Annotated in this window: 12 protein-coding genes and 1 pseudogene; 9 read left to right on the top strand and 4 right to left on the bottom strand. The window is 38.5% G+C overall.

What is annotated here, in order from left to right; translation table 11 throughout:
- Positions 1-15 precede the first annotated feature (15 nt).
- The 5 genes and pseudogenes from J8L70_RS16095 to J8L70_RS15710 all read left to right on the top strand — a co-directional run.
- Positions 16-942 (top strand): annotated as a pseudogene (locus tag J8L70_RS16095) (tandem-95 repeat protein); the annotation flags it as partial.
- 99 nt (positions 943-1,041) lie between these two features.
- Positions 1,042-3,411, top strand: a complete 2,370-nt coding sequence (locus J8L70_RS16090) for a hypothetical protein (RefSeq protein ID WP_348772163.1) — start codon at positions 1,042-1,044, stop codon at positions 3,409-3,411.
- A gap of 2 nt (positions 3,412-3,413) precedes the next feature.
- Complete coding sequence (locus J8L70_RS15720) at positions 3,414-4,259, top strand: MBL fold metallo-hydrolase (RefSeq protein WP_211056523.1); 846 nt, start codon at positions 3,414-3,416, stop codon at positions 4,257-4,259.
- Between the two features lie 17 nt (positions 4,260-4,276).
- Positions 4,277-6,481 carry an adenylate/guanylate cyclase domain-containing protein gene (locus J8L70_RS15715; protein ID WP_211056522.1) on the top strand — a complete coding sequence of 735 codons (2,205 nt, stop codon included), beginning with the start codon at positions 4,277-4,279 and terminating at the stop codon, positions 6,479-6,481.
- Positions 6,453-8,114 (top strand): HD family phosphohydrolase, encoded by a 1,662-nt coding sequence (locus J8L70_RS15710; RefSeq protein WP_211056521.1) that lies wholly within the window; start codon positions 6,453-6,455, stop codon positions 8,112-8,114. The genes J8L70_RS15715 and J8L70_RS15710 overlap by 29 nt, the downstream gene beginning before the upstream one ends.
- A gap of 349 nt (positions 8,115-8,463) precedes the next feature.
- On the opposite strand, the gene rpmG is transcribed toward J8L70_RS15710, so the two are convergent.
- From rpmG to radC, 3 genes are all read right to left on the bottom strand, one after another.
- Complete coding sequence (gene rpmG / locus J8L70_RS15705) at positions 8,464-8,619, bottom strand: 50S ribosomal protein L33 (RefSeq protein WP_004587947.1); 156 nt, start codon at positions 8,617-8,619, stop codon at positions 8,464-8,466.
- Positions 8,620-8,630: 11 nt separating this feature from the next.
- Positions 8,631-8,867, bottom strand: a complete 237-nt coding sequence (gene rpmB / locus J8L70_RS15700) for a 50S ribosomal protein L28 (protein WP_006793236.1) — start codon at positions 8,865-8,867, stop codon at positions 8,631-8,633.
- Between the two features lie 272 nt (positions 8,868-9,139).
- Positions 9,140-9,814, bottom strand: coding sequence for a DNA repair protein RadC (gene radC / locus J8L70_RS15695; RefSeq protein ID WP_211056520.1), 675 nt, complete (start codon positions 9,812-9,814; stop codon positions 9,140-9,142).
- Between the two features lie 140 nt (positions 9,815-9,954).
- On the opposite strand from radC, the gene coaBC reads away from it, so the two are divergent.
- The 3 genes from coaBC (at position 9,955) to J8L70_RS15680 (ending at position 14,861) form a co-directional block, all read left to right on the top strand.
- Positions 9,955-11,148, top strand: a complete 1,194-nt coding sequence (gene coaBC / locus J8L70_RS15690; RefSeq protein ID WP_211056519.1) for a bifunctional phosphopantothenoylcysteine decarboxylase/phosphopantothenate--cysteine ligase CoaBC — start codon at positions 9,955-9,957, stop codon at positions 11,146-11,148.
- Positions 11,149-11,295: 147 nt separating this feature from the next.
- On the top strand, positions 11,296-11,883 hold the full coding sequence (gene slmA, locus J8L70_RS15685) for a nucleoid occlusion factor SlmA (RefSeq protein WP_211056518.1): 588 nt from the start codon (positions 11,296-11,298) through the stop codon (positions 11,881-11,883).
- 218 nt (positions 11,884-12,101) lie between these two features.
- Positions 12,102-14,861 (top strand): prolyl oligopeptidase family serine peptidase, encoded by a 2,760-nt coding sequence (locus J8L70_RS15680; protein WP_211056517.1) that lies wholly within the window; start codon positions 12,102-12,104, stop codon positions 14,859-14,861.
- 82 nt (positions 14,862-14,943) lie between these two features.
- Here J8L70_RS15680 and J8L70_RS15675 read toward each other — a convergent pair whose 3' ends face one another.
- Entirely contained in the window at positions 14,944-15,849 is a 906-nt protein-coding gene (locus J8L70_RS15675) for a tetratricopeptide repeat protein (RefSeq protein ID WP_211056516.1), read from the bottom strand.
- A 282-nt stretch (positions 15,850-16,131) separates the two neighbouring features.
- Here J8L70_RS15675 and galU point away from each other — a divergent pair, with 282 nt between their 5' ends.
- Complete coding sequence (galU, locus tag J8L70_RS15670) at positions 16,132-17,007, top strand: UTP--glucose-1-phosphate uridylyltransferase GalU (protein ID WP_211056515.1); 876 nt, start codon at positions 16,132-16,134, stop codon at positions 17,005-17,007.
- Positions 17,008-18,269: the final 1,262 nt, after the last annotated feature.

Genomic DNA, 18,269 nt, shown 5'->3' with positions numbered 1-18,269 from the left:
TAATACACACCGCCCGCTAATACACATGGCAACGCAACAATTAGTTATACTATTAGTGATAGCAATGAAGGTGTTGCGACTGCTTCAGTAAGTATCACGATAAACAGTGTAAATGATGCACCTACAGTCACCAACGACACTGCAACTATGGACGAAGATGGCGCAACAATTACCATTGATGTGCTTGCCAACGACAGCGATATCGATGGTGATACCCTAAACATTACTGCAGCCAGTGCCGATGAGGGAGCTGTTAGTGTTTCTAGTAACACATTGCGATACACACCATCAGAAAACAAACACGGTGTGGTTAACTTAAGTTATACCGTAAGCGACGGTAACGAAGGTGTAGCAACGGCTACAGTTGCTGTTACCATTAACAGTGTTAACGATACCCCTATTGCCATTAATGACACAGCGATGATGGATGAAGATGATGCGGCGATCACCATTGATGTATTAGCGAACGACACCGATGTTGATGGTGATACCTTACTCATTACTTCAGCCAGCGCAGAGACCGGTGCTATTGCTGTTATAAGTAATGCGTTTAAATACACGGCTCCTAAAAACTATAACGGTACGGTAAACTTAAACTACACAGTGAGTGATGGTAATGAAGGCGTAGCTACAGCCACAGTCACAGTGACCATTAATAGTGTTAACGATGCACCGACAGCTGCTGATCAAAGCTTTAATGTAAGCGAAACAATTGTTGCTGGCGAAATCATTGGCAGTATTGTTGCCAGCGATATTGAAAATAATAACCTAACTTTTGCAGTATTAGATGATAGTACCGACTTACTACAATTAGACAGTAGCACCGGTGTGATCACGGCAAGTAGAAATGGCGGTTTTGACTACGAAACTCAAACGACCCACAGTTTTACTATTAGTGTTACCGATGATGGAACACCCAATGAGGTCAGCACAATAACTATAACGATCAATGTCGTTGATGGTGATGATCCTCTACTACCATTAGAAGACGCTAACTTTGGTCGTACCATAACAGGGCAACAAGATCTCTCTAGTGCATTTATGCAAAGCGAGTTTAATGACAGCATAGAACTAAACAATAACCTTTATTTTGTAGGTCATACTAATAATACCGATCAAGATATTATTATTGCTTCGTATACTAATAGTGGTGAGTTCAATATTAACTTTAATGAAACCGGGGTTAAAGTTTTAGATTTTGGCGGTGATGAAAGTGCTACCGCTATTATCTCGGGTGATGATGATTTATTTATTGCATTTACGCTAAATGATGGCACCAGCACCGAAGCCTGTTTATTAAAAATGGACCTCAGTGGAACACTTAGTGATGACTCAGGTGAACTTGACTCAGGTTACTTATGTACTCAATACCTCACAAGCACAAAAATCAATGACCTTGCCTTTACCGATAACAAAGTACAAGCCGTGGGGCAATACGATAATGGCACCGATTTAGATAGCTTATGGATAAAATACGATAAATCGACATTAGCTTTTGAATCTGGCCCAATCGTGACCGATATAAGTGGAATTCAACAAGATGATGCATCATTTGCAATTAAAAGCTTTGGCCTTTCTGAATTAATGATTGTTGGTAGTACGACTACAGCACAAGGCGATAAAAGCGCCGTGATCCGCTATCTTCTGCCTGACGGCACTAATAGCCCTAGCTTTAACAGTGATAGCCCTATGATTATAGACTTATCTTCTATTAATCAAGACGATGAACTACTGGCAATTGGTGGAGCTGATGCTGATGACTTTACAGCCCTGTTAGGTGGTTACACGACGCTAGATAGTGGTGAACAAGAAGCCGTGCTTATTGCTATTGATAAAAACGGTGATAAAACAACCGCTTTTGGCACTGAAGGTATCGCTATATTCGATATTGATGGTAATGCAGGCGCAGGTAATGGCGGCACTAACATTACGGGTGTTGAATATGAGCCAATAAATAATCAAGTCGTTTTAGTGGGTACCACAGGAATTGATCACGACGAGCAAGTTTATAGTGCTCGCATAAACCCGACAACGGGTGAGCTAGATAGCAATTATGCCAACTCAGGCATTAATATTGTAAGCAATATTAATGGGAAGCAATCTGCTAATGCGGTATCGGTTGATGAAAATGACACACTGTGGATTTCGGGTGCGCTTGAAGACGCAAACACACTGCCTTTTATCACTGCAATAGATAAACAGGCCGAATTAGTTACCGATTTTTCCACCTTAGGTTATTTAACCTTAACCGAATTGCACGACCCTTCAGACGATGCTGCAAATACAGTGTTGCAATTGACTCATGCAGAACATGCCGGTAAATACTTAGTGGCAGCAACAGCAGAATTTGACAATGAAATAAAACTGGTTTTAGCTCGCTATACCGAAACAGGCGAAATTGATACTAACTTTAGTAGCCACGGCCAACGTACGTTAGATATCAGTTTAAGCCATAGCGACATTGCAATGGTAGAAGACAGTAACGGTGACATACTGATTGCTGGTTCTCGAGTTACACTTGCCAATGACGAAGGTTTTATCGTAAAGCTTGACCAAAATGGTGACCTAGTGAGCGAATTTGCCAGCGACGGAATTTACGGCACCTCAGATACAACCTCCGAGCAAGTAAGTTTAGTTGATATAGCAATCGACAGTAATAATAATACCGCTGCGGTAGGTACTGTTAATATAGGTGGTACAGCACGCTCATTTATCGTATTACTTGATGATACAGGCGTACGGGACCACGACTTTAGCAATAATGGAGCGGTAACGGGCACTCAAAATCTTTATTATCAACGGGTGCATTTTAACAATAACAATGAAATTATTGTGGCAGGTAAAGCTGTCACCGGCATTAATGCCTCGCACTTTGCTATAAAATACACCGAAAATGGCGGCCAGGCGTTTTATTCTTCGGCATCACAAGCTAGTTTAAGCGTAACAAATAATATTACCGCCATACTAACTGACACCTCAGGCAATATTTATTTAATTGGTAATAATGGCGAAGATCCAACTCAAGCTGTTGTTATCAAATTACTTGAAACCGGTGAAGTAGATACCAGTTTTGCTGTTACGGGTACAGGGCATTATAACTTAACAGCGTCTGAAAATACGCTGATAAGCGCCGCAGTACTAGACAGTGCCGGTAGAATTATTTTAGCCGGTCAAGCCAATAATCAGGGGGTACTTGCCCGCATTGCAACCGATGGCACACTTGATAGCGGCTTTGGCTCTTCGAGTTCGGGATATTTTGAATCAGAGCTATGCGATGGCGTACATGCGTTTTCATCGATACATTTATTAGATGACACGCAAATCGTTGCCACAAATACCTGTACAGGCAGTATATCGAGTGATATTAGTCTTTCTAAGTTTAACTTTTACCCCGATGGAGTTGAGCCTTAATAATGAACGTTGAATTTTTTGGAGTGAGAGGCTCAATGCCTTCACCCGGCAAGCACACCCTCGTTTTTGGCGGGCATACGTCGTGTGTTCGTATTAAGCAAAGTAACGGACAGCAACTTATTTTGGACGCAGGTACAGGGATTGCTAACTTAGGTAACGAGCTGTTAAACAGTACTCAGCCTATTGCATTGTTACTTACCCATAACCATTGGGATCATATTCAAGGGTTTCCATTTTTTAAGCCAATTTATCAGGCTGATCGTGATATTACTGTGGTGGTCGGTGATGTACACGATAATGAAAGTCGAGCTGCAGTCTTAGATCAAATGAGTGGTTCTCAATTTCCTGTGGATCAGCATGATTTACCCGCCAATATAATGTTAAATACAACATTAGCGAAACAGAAAGAATTTACGTTAAACGACTTTGTTATTCGTACTGCGCCACTTAATCACCCCGGAGGTGGCACGGCTTATTGTGTGTACGCAGACAACTGTAAAGTCGCCTATGTTACCGATAACGAACTAAGCCCACCAGGTACGGTTTCAACCACAATAGATGAATGGATTGAGTTTGTATCTGGCGCTGATTTACTCATTCATGATGCACAGCTTATTGACGAAGACCTTCCGTTAAAACATGGCTGGGGCCATAGCACTGTAAACCAAGTTGTTAACTTAGCGATAACAGCAAATATTAAAAAGCTGGCTTTTATTAGCCATGACCCTATGCGCTGTGATGCCGAATTAATAGCGATTGAAAATACATTAAATGCTGAATTTGGCGATGCCCTTACTATTGAGTGCGCCCGTGAAGGGCAAACTATTTTATTAGATAAGGAAGCTTAGCTATAAAAAGTATGCGGATGGTTGCAAAAAAACAAATCATTGTGGGTCTATTTATTACCTGCATTGCAGCTTCCCTTGCGCTTTTTTCTACTGGGAGCATCGCTAATTTAATAAATAGAATTGACGGCATACTGTATGACTCAAGATTGCAAATGACCCTTCCAACCGCTGCTCGTGTGTTCGATGAATCTGTAGTGATTATTGATATTGATGAAAAAAGCATGCAAGAACAAGGGAGATTCCCTTGGAGTCGCAGTAAAATAGCACAACTTATCGATGAACTAACCCATGCCGGGGTAATAGTCATCGCTTTTGATATATTTTTTGCTGAATCTGAAATAAGCCCTGTTGAAACAATTCTGGCTCACGCTGCGGATTTATCACCAGAAGATGCATCGACTTTAGTAAAGTTAGGTGCTGAGATCGACGCCGATAAACAGTTTGCTACGGCTTTAGCTAATAATGATACGGTTTTAGGTTTTTTGTTAAGTGACGATAAACAATCATTTAAAGGGCAAGTGACGCGCAGTAGTTTATTATGGCCCGATAATGAAAAAGTGAACTCACAAGTTGGGCATTTTTCAGGGGTTATAGCTAATATTCCTCAATTACAACAAGCTGCCGCAGGCAGTGGCTTTATTAATGCCCATAGCGATAAAGATGGGTTTATTCGTAAAGCCGCTTTGGTAAATCGTGTTAACGATAAATTATACCCATCACTCGCCCTTGAAGCAGCCCGTTTGTACACCCTGTCGGATAACATAGAAACGCGCTCAAAAGTGCTCGATGGTATCACCCTTTTTGAAGGGATTAAATTTCAAAATAAGTGGATTCAAACCGACGAATATGGACAAATTTTAATTCCATACAAAGGGAAAGCTAAAAGCTTTAATTATTTTTCAGCAACCGATGTACTAACAAAGAAGGTGGGCGCAAAACAATTAGCTGGCAGCGTCGCTTTTATTGGCACCTCAGCCATTGGTTTAGCTGACTTAAGAGCCACTCCTGTTGGGTTACAATATCCAGGGGTAGAAGTTCACGCTAATATATTTGAAGGCTTAATGCACCCCGAAATACTGCCATCAACGCCTAGCTGGGTATTAGCTGCCAACTTATTAATCATTTTATTAATTGGTTTTACTTTGAGCTTACTAAGCTATAAAAAAAGTGCCCGCTTTATTAGCTTTGTCGCTTTAATCACAGCGCTTATTTTTATCGCGGCCAATTTTTACCTTTGGGCATTTCAAAAAATAAGTTTACCGCTGTTTATTCCCCTGCTGCTGATTAGTGTTTTAGCAGGTTATAATATTTTTATTAGCTCGATAGCAGAGTTAGAACACAGTAGAAAAATCAAATCTATGTTTGACCAATATGTACCGCCTGAACATATTAATAAGTTAATTAACCAAGAAAATTCGTTAACTCCACACAGTGAACGTAAAAATATGACCGTGCTTTTTTCTGATATTAGAGGCTTTACTTCATTGTCTGAAAGTATGCCTCCACATCAATTAAGCGAATATTTAAATCAGTATTTAACCGCGATTACAAAAATAATATTTTCTCATAATGGTACAATCGATAAATACGTTGGCGATATGGTCATGGCATTTTGGAATGCCCCTTTAGCAGATGAAAAACATGCACAACACGCAGTTGAAACCGCCATTGCTATGGTTAAAGCATTACCTGAAATAAATAAACTATTTAGTGAGAAAGACCTACCAGCAATTAAAATAGGCGTAGGGATCAGTACCGGACTCATGAATGTCGGCGACATGGGCTCTATATACAGAAAAGCCTACACGGTTTTAGGTGATACCGTTAATTTAGGCTCTCGGGTTGAAAGCTTGACCAAATTTTATGGTGTGTCTATTCTTGTTACAGATGAAACAATGCGTGCCTGTGCGCACATAACGTTTCGGTTTATAGATAAAGTACAAGTTATAGGAAAAAAAACCGCGATAAAGCTCTTTGAGCCAATCGACTATAATACAGCTTTAACTGCTTCTCAAATAACAGAGATTACAAAGTCATCTGATGCCATGAACCATTATTATAATAAAAACTGGCAACAAGCCCTTAAATTATTTAAAGAACTTGAAGCAACATCAACTTTAAGTTCAAATGTGTACACCATTTTTATTGAGCGAATTAAAGCAACTGATTTAGTGACGCTAGACAAGGATTGGAATGGTGCCTTTATCCATACAAAAAAGTAACCTAAGCATGCCACAGCATATTAAAGATAGAATTAACTTACATCATTTTATAGATGTGAGCATTAGACTGACTACAGAAAAAAATGCCAGCAAACTACTCGAAGAAATACTTCAAGTGATGATGTCTATTGCCAATTCGGATGCGGGTAGCATTTATTCTATTACGGATAATAAACAGCTAAAATTTGAAACCGTTATTAATAAGTCTTTAGACTTACATTTAAATGGTGATTCAGATAACCCGATTGATTTTCCAAATATTGACCTATATGTTGATGGCAAGCCAAACGAAAGCGCCATTGTTGCGCATGCAGTCAACTCTGGCAAAGTCATTAATATTCCTGATGCTTATGCTGTATTGCCCTTTGATATGAGCGCAGCGCGCAGAATAGATGCATTAACCGGCTATCGTACACAGTCGATGTTGACCCTACCATTAAAAGATCATACCGATGATATTATTGGTGTCATACAGCTAATTAATGTGAAAGATCATAATAATGAGATAATTCCATTTAGCGAAGATTTAGTAACGGTTGCGCGTTCATTTGCTTCGTTAGGCGCCATCTCCTTGAGTAACTCTGCGTTGATTAAAAATATGGAAGCGTTGTTTACAACGTTTGCTCAAGCGATTGCACTTGCCATTGATGAAAAATCACCTCATACAGGAGGACACTGTAAACGAGTGCCCGCCTTAACGTTGATGCTAGCCGATGCCGTTCATAATATTAAAAAAGGCCCTATGGCTGATTTTAATATGACGACAGGTCAACGTCATGAATTAGATATTGCTGGTTGGTTACATGATTGCGGAAAAATCGCAACACCCGACCACATTATGGAAAAGTCGACTAAATTAGAAACCATTTTTGACCGTATTGAGTTTATAGATGCCAAGTTTGAAATCATCACTCGCGATCTAAAAATTAGTTTTCAAGAAAAAATCATCGCGTCTTTAAAAAATAATAACCCCATAGAAGTAAAACAATTAGAAAGGTTATTAGATACACAGCTAAAACAACTTAACTTAGAGCGCGCTTTATTACAAAGAGTGAATGTCGGTGGAGAATTTTTAGGTGAAGAAGAACAATTACAAATTCAAAAAATTGCCAATAAGTACGAACTTAAATTAAATAATGAAGTGATCCCGCTGCTCAGTGCCGATGAAGTTGAAAACTTAATGATACGACGAGGGACGCTCACAGAAGCCGAACGCGACATCATGAAACGCCATATGGATATCACTCAAGATATTCTTGATGTACTTCCATTCCCTAAACATTTAAGTAATGTTAAAGAGTATGCCATGGGGCATCACGAAAAACTTGATGGTACAGGCTACCCTAAAGGCTTAACAAAAGAGCAAATGTCGGTACCGGCAAGGTTAATGGCGATTGCTGATATTTTTGAAGCGTTATCGGCCGTAGATAGACCTTATAAAAAGGCAAAGCCTGTTAGTGAATGTTTATTTATATTGGGGACTATGGTGGCCAATAACCATTTAGATGGTGATTTATTTGCCATATTTATCGAGTCGGAAATATATAAAGATTACATTAACGAGTTTGCATACCCCGAGCAATTAGATGATGTCGATTTAAGCACGCTCCCAGGCTACACGCCTATCACTTAAGCCGATGTATGTGCTCGCTGATACAATAAAAAAATGCCACCTTACGGTGGCATTTACACACGGGGTTATTTCTACTTATAGAAATTCGGTTATATCGCTTTCGCTTTAAATAGAGGGTATTTTAATTTACTTATATTCATTTAGTTAAATGAAATACACGCACTATTAATTTCTTGTTATTTTTATGCAATAAAGCGCCTAAACACGTTAACATTTAGCTGTATAACTGGCAATAGTAGAATTAGAATATTATTTAACCACACCAGTGTTCATACTTTAATCACTATTTTATCAGGCATAAAAAAACCCAGCATAAGCTGGGTTTTTGTATTCTGAAAGAGAACTAAAATTACTTGATTTTAGCTTCTTTGAAAATCACGTGTTTACGAGCCTTAGGATCGAATTTTTTGATTTCCATCTTTTCAGGCATGTTACGCTTGTTTTTGTCAGTAGTGTAGAAAAAACCAGTACCGGCAGTTGAAACTAAACGGATTTTATCGCGCATGATTCAGTTCCTTAAACTTTTTCGCCGCGAGCACGGATTTCTGTAAGAACCGCGTCGATGCCTTTTTTATCGATAATACGCATACCTTTAGTAGTAGTGCGTAGTGTTACAAAACGTTTTTCACTTTCAACCCAAAAACGGTGTGTTTGTAGGTTAGGTAGGAAACGACGTCTAGTCGCGTTTCTCGCGTGTGAACGGTGATTACCAACCGCTGGACGCTTACCTGTAACTTGACATACTTTAGACATGTCTATATATCTCCAATAACTTCGCTCGAGCTTAATTTTCCCTTAGGCCATGTATTTGTGCCCAGAGATAAATCGAAGGGCGCTCTTTATACAGCTTTTACAGGCAAAGATCAAATATTGATCTAATCCAATCAGCTCATGTGTAAATTTGATAGCGGCTAATTATAGAGATCGAATGGCCTTAGGGAAAGTAAAAACTGCATTTATATTAAACTAATTTAGAAAAACCTTAAAAACAGCTCATTTTTAACACATTTTTGTGTGTGAAATAGTTAAATTAAGCCTCTTTGTGCAAACGACACACAATTTTCGCCTCCGACAACGATATGATCGAGCACATTGATATCGATTAACTGCAACGCTTTTTGTAGTTTTTGTGTAATAAGCTTATCTGCTTCACTTGGTTCTGCAATTCCGCTGGGGTGGTTGTGGGCAAAAATAACGCCAGCAGCATTATTTTTTAGTGCTGCTTTAACGACTTCTCGTGGATAAACACTGGCGGAGTTAATGGTGCCATAAAATAAAATTTCATCTTTTACTAATCGGTTTTGACTATCGAGATACAAAATCATAAATACTTCTTGTTGCAAACCTCGCATTTGAATCGTTAAGTAATCATAAACAGCCGTTGGTGAATTAAATATGGCTTCTCGCTCGCAGCTTTCTTGTAAGTAACGCTGACTTAGCTCGAGCACCGCTTGTAACTGCACATACTTGGCAATACCCAACCCTTTTTGACTGCAAAACTCTTTCATACTGGCATTAAATAAATTGTGTAATGATTTGTTTTTATTTAATAAATGCTGGGCCAATTCAACAACATTCATGCCTGGTAAGCCCGTTCGTAAAAATAATGCTAATAACTCTGCATCGGTTAATGCTTTGGCACCGTATTTAATTAATTTTTCACGAGGACGCTGCTCATTAGGTAAGTTAGTTAAGCGCATAATTCATCCTTGAAGTAATAAAGCCTGCTTTAACTGTAATATAAAACTAAAAATAGTCATGTAATGAGTATTAAAAACTTAGCTGTCGTGGCAAAGATTTGTTATTTTAACGCCATTAAATATAAGTTTAACGGGCAACCATGAGTCACTTAGTAAATAAAAAAATTGTATTAGGCATTAGCGGTGGTATCGCTGCGTATAAGTGTGCAGAGTTAGTAAGGCGATTAAAAGATCATGGTTGTGAAGTAAAAGTTGTGATGACTGAGTCGGCCAAACATTTTATTACTCCATTGACCATGCAAGCCGTGAGCGGTGAAATAGTGTCTGACTCGCTATTAGACCCCAGTGCAGAAGCTGCAATGGGACACATTGAGTTTGCTAAATGGGCCGATCTAATTTTAGTCGCGCCAGCTACAAGTAATATTATTGCCAAAATGGCAGCGGGTATTGCCGATGACTTACTCACGACCTTGCTATTAGCGACGCCTGCAAAAGTGGCCATTGCACCGGCTATGAATCAACAAATGTATGCCCATGCAGCCACACAAGCCAACCTAACAACTCTAAAAGCGCGAAACATAGCAATATGGGGTCCAGGTAAAGGCGAGCAAGCATGTGGTGATGTAGGCGCTGGTAGAATGCTTGAGCCTCATGAGCTGGTATCTTTGTGTACAACCGATGTAGAACCTTTGCTTCTTGCAGGTAAAACGATCACTATTACCGCAGGGCCGACTCGCGAAGCGCTCGACCCTGTGCGTTTTATTTCTAATCATAGTTCGGGAAAAATGGGGTATGCCTTAGCGCAAGAAGCCATAAGCTTAGGTGCCAAAGTCAACTTAATTTCAGGCCCTGTAACGTTAAAAGCTCCCTCTGGCGTAAACTTAGTTAATATTGAAAGCGCTGAGCAATTATTACAACAAGCCCTTACACATGCCACTCAATCAGATGCTTTTATAGGCTGTGCTGCGGTAGCTGATTATCGCGCTGCAAATATCGCAGAGCAAAAAATGAAAAAGCAAGGTGACGAACTAACCCTCACTCTGGTTAAAAATCCCGATGTGATTGCCGCGGTTGCAAATTTATCAGAAAAACGCCCTTATACAGTGGGTTTTGCTGCCGAAACACAAAATGTAGCCCAGTATGCAAAGGGCAAGCTCGTCAATAAAAACTTAGATATGATATGTGCAAACGACGTATCAAACTCCGATGTTGGTTTTAATAGTGATAACAATGCGCTAACTCTTTATTGGCATAACCAAGAGCGTGAGCTGGCACTAAATAGCAAGGCTGCATTAGCACTCGATGTAATGAAAGAACTCGCTAAACGCTTATAAAAAGGCTAGCAACAAACTGAATAAAACATTAACATAAGCCTGTCATTTGCACATTAAATGATAAATTCGACTTATAAATTTAGTTTTAAACAGTGCAAAAAAAATTGTAACAAATTGAACTATAAAGATAAATAAAAAGGAATGTTCATGCCTGCGACAAAAAGAAGTAATCGCAAAGAGCAAATACTACAAGCCCTTGCTCAAATGCTTGAAAGCAGTTTAGGCCAGCGTATTACCACAGCTAAATTAGCAGCAGAAGTAGGTGTATCAGAAGCCGCGTTATATCGTCACTTCCCTAGTAAAGCACGTATGTTTGAAGGATTAATTGAGTTTATTGAAGATACTTTATTATCGCGTATTAATTTAATTCTCGAAAATGAAAAAGAAAGCCAAACGCGTATTTATAATATTTTATTATTACTACTGGCATTTGCCGAAAAAAACCCGGGCATTACCCGTATACTTACCGGTGATGCACTGCAAGGCGAGCAAGAGCGTTTACGTGAACGAGTACAAGGTTTATTTGAGAAAATTGAGACTCAATTTAAACAAGTACTACGTGAGCGAAAATTACGTGAAGGCAAAACTTTTCAAAGCGATGAGTTAACACTGGCTAATTTTTTACTTGCCTATGTTGAAGGTAAAATGAATCAATTTGTACGCAGCGACTTTAAAGCAAAGCCCAGCACCCAATTTGAAAAACAATGGCCAGAGTTACAAAAAATTTGGCTGTAAATGACAACGGTTAGCCGTATAAGCTATCACTATGTGGTAGCTTTATCTTTCTTGTTTATCCCCTTCTTTCTTCCTAACTCAATGTTTTAAATAGTTTAACGCCGTCACCACGATTACGTTTGCGTTTTTATCTCCCTTTTTCGACCTTTCATCTGATCTAGTCGATATATCGAGCAAACTCGTTACAATGAAATATCATTTAATAACGAGAATAAATAATGAAACTACCCCTTTCTTTACTCAGCTTAGCTTTATTAGGGTGTGTAACAAGTAGCCCACTGCAAGCTAAAGAGGCCTTAGAGTTTAAAGATGTATTTAACTTTAAATCTGCAAACAATACACAATTATCAGAAGATGGAAAAATACTAAGCTTAAGCTCAACTCCCTATAGAGGTAATGCGATTGGCCAAGTTTACTCATTGGTTACAAATACTCTACTTAGCGAAGTAGAACGTGGTACTAAGCCGTATATAAATAAACAAGCTAATTGGGTGGCTTTCACACAGGTTCCCTCGTTACTCGATGCTGAAACAACAAAGAAAAAAAATACACTTAAAAATAACTTGGTACTCGTTAATACACAAACCGGTAAGCAAAAAACCTTTAACGATGTAAAAGACTATGAGTTATCGGATGATGGCCAATGGCTTGCATATCGACAAGATATAGCAGAAAAACCCGATGAGGCAACACAAGAAACCAATAAAGAAAAAACTGAAAGTGCGATAACGGCTGATAAAAAAGATAAGGCTTTTGCACTTGTGATTGTTAATTTAACTAATGATCGAACCCATACCATTGAACAGGCCTTTAGCTATGCAATAAGCCATGTTAATGATCAATTACTGGTGAGCCAAAGCTACAACGACGGAAATAAAAATCAAATTACGTTGGTAACACTCAGCGATTTTTCACATAGTGTGCTTATTGACGAACCCGGTGTGATTGCTAGCAAAATAACTTGGCATCCAAGTGAAGATACCGTTGCTTTTACAATGGGTAATTATGTCAATGATGATGCTCGCCGTCGTAATTATCAATTACAATTATGGAAAAATGAGCAGCTCTCTAGCATACACTCACCTGATAAAAGCTGGCGAATTGGAAAAACAGCTACGTTGGACTTTTCTGATGATGGTGAACGTTTATACTTTAAAAACCACCCTAAATTAGCCAGTAAAATAGTCACTAAAAAATACACCGACGAAAATTCATTGTATGACTTTGATACTATACGCGATCAAAAAGGGTTAAAGGTATGGCACAACCAAGATCCAGAAATAAAACCGCGTGAAATAAAGCAATGGAATAGCGTTAATAAAAACCGTCATTACAGCGCGGTTTATCATATTAATTCAGAAAAAGTAGTGCAGTTAAGCACACCTCAAGTGCCTACCGTTAATCTAAATACCCAGCGCACAACGATACTGGGATCGTCAAACACGCCATACCTTGAAAAGATAATGTACGGTGGATTTTTTGCAGATTATTACAGTGTTAATATCAATACAGGCGAAAAAACCACGATTATAAATAACAGCCCTTTTCGACCTAGTTTATCGCCAAATGGCGAGTATGCCGCTTATTTTAAAAACAGCCAAGTTCAGTTAAAAAACTTAAAAAATAACAACGTCAGTGAGCTTACACGCGCAATTAAGGCTACTTTTGCTGATGATAAGCATGACTATCCTTCAACACAACCTGGTTATGGCTTTGCGGGTTGGATTGACGACAGCTCTAGTGTACTCGTTTATAGTAAATACGACATTTATGCATTTGATGTTACAACACAACAAGCCACTCGCTTAACTAATGGCCTACCAGAAAATACACAATACCGCGTTATTAAGCTTGATAAAGCAAAAGTTGGTTTTGCTAAAGACGAAGAACTTTTACTTTCGGCTGTAAATTTAAAAACTAAGCAAACCGAAATTGCAAAACTCAATTTAGCAAACAATGCAGTAACGAAAGTGCTTGGCGGGAATAAACGATTTGATGTTGTAAAAAAAGCAAAGCACGCAGATAAATATTTGTTCACAGAGCAAACCTATCAACAGTTTCCTGATTTTTATCAAACAGACTTTAGTTTTAAGCAACCGCAAAAGGTAACAACTTTAAATCCACAAATGAGTCACTTTGCATGGGGTGAAAAACCCGAGCTGATTAGTTATAAAGGATTTGATGGTGAAGACTTACAAGGTGTTTTAATAAAACCAGCGGGTTATAAAAAAGGCGATAAAGTCCCTGTTGTTGTGTATTTTTATCGTTATATGAGCCAACGCATGTATGATTTTCCTAAAATGGAACTGAATCATCGTCCTAACTTCCCTATGTTTACCTCAAACGGTTATGCCATATTTTTACCTGATATCCGTTTTGAATTAGGTCACCCTGGGCGTTCATCGACTCAAACTATGATTAACGCAACGCAAAAACTAATTGATTTAGGCATAGCCGATCCTGAAAAAATAGGATTACAAGGGCATTCTTGGGCTGGGTATCAAAGTGCATTTATGATCACACAAACAGATATGTTTAAAGCCGTTGTCTCAGGTGCACCTGTTTCTAATATGACCAGCGCGTACAGTGGTATCAGATTAAAGTCGGGCTTGGCGCGTCAGTTTCAGTACGAAACAGGACAAAGCCGAATTGGTAAAAATTTATTTGAAGCTCCCGAGCTATATATCGAGAACTCACCTGTATTTTTTGCCGACAAAGTGAATACGCCCATTTTGATTATGTTTGGTGATAAAGACGATGCAGTACCATGGCACGAAGGAGTGCAGTATTATTTAGCATTACGCCGTGCGGGTAAAGACGCTACATTTTTACAATATGAGGGAGAACCACATCACCTTAAAAAATTCCCTAATCAAGTCGATTTTTCTATAAGGATGATGCAATACTTCGATCATTACTTAAAAGGAAAACCAGCAGCACCATGGATAAAGCAAGGCGAACCATACATTAAGGAGTAAGAAGAAAAGGAACTGCCAAACTTTAAAAAGTGGTGATATGTAAAATATTAGTTGTGCGGTAATTTAACTAGCAACTAATATTTTATTTTAACGCTTGCAATAGCTTTTTATAAATTCGAGTGTGCGCTCTTTTCAACATAGATGGGTTAACTTGGCTAAGCCATACTTTTGCTTGTGCGGGGTTGTTTTCTAGCCAAAAAAGCTCTGCTAAACGCAGTTTAGTACGAGAGATATTAAAGTTAGCGGGTTGCTTAAAGCTTAACGCCTTCAAATTATACTCAATGGCTAGCTGATACTCTTTTAAAAGTTGGTATGTGTAAGCTAAATTATTACATGCGACGATAATTTTACTTGTTTCCCCTGTTGCTAAAATAATATCTAGCGCTAATTTTCTGCTTTTCGCGGCATTAACTAAATCCCCCATAGCATGGTAAACATTCCCCTTATTAACCTGTAATTCAAAATGGAAAATAGGATCTTTACTTTTACCAAATCGCCGCTCAGCAGACACTAACATCTGTAAAGCCGTATCGATACTGCCAAAATCATTCTGAAGATTTGCAAGCTCAACAAGGCGAATAGGGTTTTTAAACGAATTAAAAATGCCCTGCAATTCGTTAAATGCTTTTACTGCATATTCCTTCGCTAGTTTTTTATTACCGGTGTGAAGCAAAGCCTTCGCGTAATAATAATAAACCTGGCTTTTAAACTCTCTCGGTAAGTTAGTTTGCTCACTATACGGTTTAACTGCTGTTATAAGCTCATGAAATTGAGAGTAATCGAAATAGTAATCAAATTCGTAAGACTTCACTTTATACCACTGTAATGAATTTACAGACTCGCCCGTTAAACGATTTTTAATATACGTTAAACAATCTACTTTTGGCTGTAAGGCACAAAATCGTTCGTGATCACTAAAATTCTCAGCGGAGAAAGTTTTAGTCGATACCACGCAAACAAGAAAAACGCATATACTACGTATACTCATGCTATTTTTCATTTCAAACTCTCATAACAAAGATATGCAAATACAGATTAAGTCATAACCTTAGTGTTTAATTGCATTCATTTACAGTAAATTTAGTAAAAAAATGAAAATAGTTTACAAACAGAGCTAAACAAAGCTAAATAAATTTAAAATGTCATTGCTGTAAAAGTTGAATACAACTATAAGCTATACCTTTTGTGCTATTCAGCTTATAGTTAACTATAAATTGTTAACTTAGCCTCATTAACTAAAAAATAAATAATTTAAGTAAAGGACTAGAATATGAAAGCTGTAATTCCAGTTGCTGGTTTAGGTACTCGCATGCTACCCATGACCAAAGCAATTCCAAAAGAAATGTTACCAGTAGTCGATAAACCGCTAATTCAATATATTGTTAATGAATGCGTTTCTGCTGGCGTAAAAGAGATTGTATTAGTAACCCATAATTCTAAAAATGCAATTGAAAACCACTTTGACACAAGCTACGAATTAGAAGCGACTTTAGAAAAACGAGTTAAGCGTACCCTACTTGAGGAAGTTCGCTCTATCTGCCCTGACGACGTTACAATTATGAGCGTACGCCAAGGTGAAGCAAAAGGCTTAGGCCATGCTATTTTGTGTGCTAAACCTATCGTGGGTGACGATGACTTTGTCGTATTACTTCCTGATGTTATTTTAGATGCTTACACAGCTGATCAAAGCACTGAAAACTTAGCGGCTATGATAAAGCGCTTTACGCAAACAAATGCTAGCCAAATCATGCTAGAGCCAGTTGCTGACGAAGATGTAAGTAAATATGGTATTGCAGATATTAATGGTGTTCAGCTAAGCCCTGGCGAAAGTGCTGAAATTAAAACGATGGTAGAAAAGCCAGCCAAAGATGAAGCGCCTTCAAACCTAGCTGTGGTAGGTCGGTACGTATTAAGTAAAAAGATTTGGCCATTACTTGCAAAAACTCATGTAGGCGCCGGTGGCGAAATTCAGCTAACGGATGCTATTGATAATTTAATGAATATTGATACTGTTGAAGCATTCCACATGAGTGGTAGTGCACATGATTGTGGCGATAAGCTTGGCTATTTAAAAGCGATTGTTCAATACGGTATGCGTGATGGCAAACTCGGTGAAGAATTTACTCAGTTTATAAAAACATTATAGTAACCAATTAAGTAATACCTTAAATTATAAAAAGCTCGATTTTAGATATCGAGCTTTTTTTATGGGTTAGCTTTTTGTGAGCACTGGCTTTTGTCTTTGGTCTTTGGTTTTTAGTGATTAAGACGTTTATTCACAAAGAACCGCTTCGCTGATAAGTACGCTGCGCTTTAGAGTAGTAATTTAGTGACTAGAACATGTTTATTGGCTTCTCATTTACCCTCATTTGCTTCTCTTTGTGAGCATGGGCTTTTGTCTTTTGTTCTTAGTGATTAAGTGATTATTTGCACAAAGAGGCGCTTCGCTTTGGAGACGCTGCGCTTTAGAGTAGTGATTGAGTGACTAAGCCATTACTTTTAATGTCTTTTCACTTCTCATTTACTCTCATTTTCTTCTCTTTGTGAGCACTGGCTTTTGTCTTTGGTTTTAAGTGATTAAGACATTTATTCACAAAGAGGCGCTGCGCTTTGGAGACGCTCCGCTTTAGAGTAGTGATTGAGTGACTAAGCCATTACTTTTAATGTCTTTTCACTTCTCATTTACTCTCATTTTCTTCTCTTTGTGAGCATTGGTTTTGTCTTTGGTTTTAAGTCACTAAGACATGTATTCACAAAGAGGCGCTTCGCTTTGGAGACGCTCCGCTTTAGAGAAGTGATTTAGGGACTAGAACGTGTTTATTGGCTTCTCATCCACCCTCATTTTCTTCTCTTTGTGAGCATTGGTTTTGTTTTTGGCTTTAAGTAACTAAGACATTTATTCACAAAGAGGCGCTTCGCTTTGGAGACGCTGCGCTTTAGAGAAGTGATTTAGTGATTGAGTGACTAAGCCATTATTTTTATGTCTTTTCACTTCTCATTTACCCTCATTTTCTTCTCTTTGTGAGCATTGTCTTTTGTCTTTGGTTTTTAGTGATTAAGACATTTATTCACAAAGAGGCGCTTCGCTCATGAGACGCTGCGCTTTAGAGAAGTGATTTAGTGATTGAGTGACTAAGCCATTACTTTTAATGTCTTTTCACTTCTCATTTACCCTCATTTGCTTCTCTTTGTGAGCATGGGCTTTTGTCTTTGGTTTTTAGTGATTAAGACAAATTTGCACAAAGAGGCGCTTCGCTTTGGAGACGCTGCGCTTTAGAGTAGTGATTTAGGGACTAGAACGTGTTTATTGGCTTCTCATTTACCCTCATTTTCTTCTCTTTGTGAGCATTGATTTTGTTTTAGTTATTAAGGGGTTACGATTAGGTACAAGGTGAGGTTTTATATATG

The sequence above is a fragment of the Pseudoalteromonas sp. MMG010 genome (genome assembly GCF_018100905.1).
Classification (GTDB): domain Bacteria; phylum Pseudomonadota; class Gammaproteobacteria; order Enterobacterales; family Alteromonadaceae; genus Pseudoalteromonas.
This window is presented reverse-complemented; position numbering and strand designations above follow the sequence as displayed.

Coding starts and splice junctions, on each gene's coding strand:
- coaBC (WP_211056519.1), top strand. CDS start 9,955: ATGAGTCACTTAGTAAATAAAAAAATTGTATTAGGCATTAGCGGTGGT.
- J8L70_RS16090 (WP_348772163.1), top strand. CDS start 1,042: ATGCAAAGCGAGTTTAATGACAGCATAGAACTAAACAATAACCTTTAT.
- J8L70_RS15710 (WP_211056521.1), top strand. CDS start 6,453: ATGGTGCCTTTATCCATACAAAAAAGTAACCTAAGCATGCCACAGCAT.
- galU (WP_211056515.1), top strand. CDS start 16,132: ATGAAAGCTGTAATTCCAGTTGCTGGTTTAGGTACTCGCATGCTACCC.
- slmA (WP_211056518.1), top strand. CDS start 11,296: ATGCCTGCGACAAAAAGAAGTAATCGCAAAGAGCAAATACTACAAGCC.
- J8L70_RS15715 (WP_211056522.1), top strand. CDS start 4,277: ATGGTTGCAAAAAAACAAATCATTGTGGGTCTATTTATTACCTGCATT.
- radC (WP_211056520.1), bottom strand. CDS start 9,814: ATGCGCTTAACTAACTTACCTAATGAGCAGCGTCCTCGTGAAAAATTA.
- rpmB (WP_006793236.1), bottom strand. CDS start 8,867: ATGTCTAAAGTATGTCAAGTTACAGGTAAGCGTCCAGCGGTTGGTAAT.
- J8L70_RS15675 (WP_211056516.1), bottom strand. CDS start 15,849: ATGAGTATACGTAGTATATGCGTTTTTCTTGTTTGCGTGGTATCGACT.
- J8L70_RS15720 (WP_211056523.1), top strand. CDS start 3,414: ATGAACGTTGAATTTTTTGGAGTGAGAGGCTCAATGCCTTCACCCGGC.
- rpmG (WP_004587947.1), bottom strand. CDS start 8,619: ATGCGCGATAAAATCCGTTTAGTTTCAACTGCCGGTACTGGTTTTTTC.
- J8L70_RS15680 (WP_211056517.1), top strand. CDS start 12,102: ATGAAACTACCCCTTTCTTTACTCAGCTTAGCTTTATTAGGGTGTGTA.